Here is a 669-nt window from a genome sequence, read left to right on the forward strand (position 1 = left end):
TTCACTATTATTTACGATTATTTATATAGATGACATTCAAAAATGGTTTAACCAATATACCGATAAATTGACACAAAATCATAAAGGACAAGGACACTCAAAATGGGAAGACTTTTTTAGAGGGAGTAGGATTACTGAGACTTTTGGCAAATATCAACATTCACCATTTGATGGTAAGCATTATGGCATTGATTTTGCATTGCCAAAAGGTACACCAATTAAAGCGCCGACGAATGGTAAAGTAACACGTATCTTTAATAATGAATTAGGCGGCAAGGTATTACAGATTGCCGAAGACAATGGAGAATATCACCAGTGGTATCTACACTTAGACAAATATAATGTCAAAGTAGGTGATCGAGTTAAAGCAGGTGATATTATTGCATATTCAGGCAATACAGGTAAACAAACGACAGGCGCACATTTACATTTTCAAAGAATGAAGGGTGGCGTAGGTAATGCATATGCAGAAGATCCTAAACCGTTTATCGAGCAGTTACCTGATGGGGAACGTAGCCTATATGATTTGTAGTTATAGAAGAGTGCCCGCAGTCTAAAAAATTAAGCAATCATTGTGTGAGTATGATACTTACATAATGGTTGCTTTTTTCAATGAAAATCGTAATGCTAAGTCATACTTGTTTGATTTAGATATTACTTAAAATGTAA

Annotated in this window: 1 protein-coding gene; it reads left to right on the forward strand. The window is 34.7% G+C overall.

The window, feature by feature from the left end:
- On the forward strand, positions 1 to 532 hold a 532-nt coding region (locus IDG60_RS19095), incomplete at its 5' end, for a M23 family metallopeptidase (RefSeq protein ID WP_206161065.1).
- Positions 533 to 669: the final 137 nt, after the last annotated feature.

Source organism: Staphylococcus sp. EG-SA-2 (assembly GCF_017152085.1).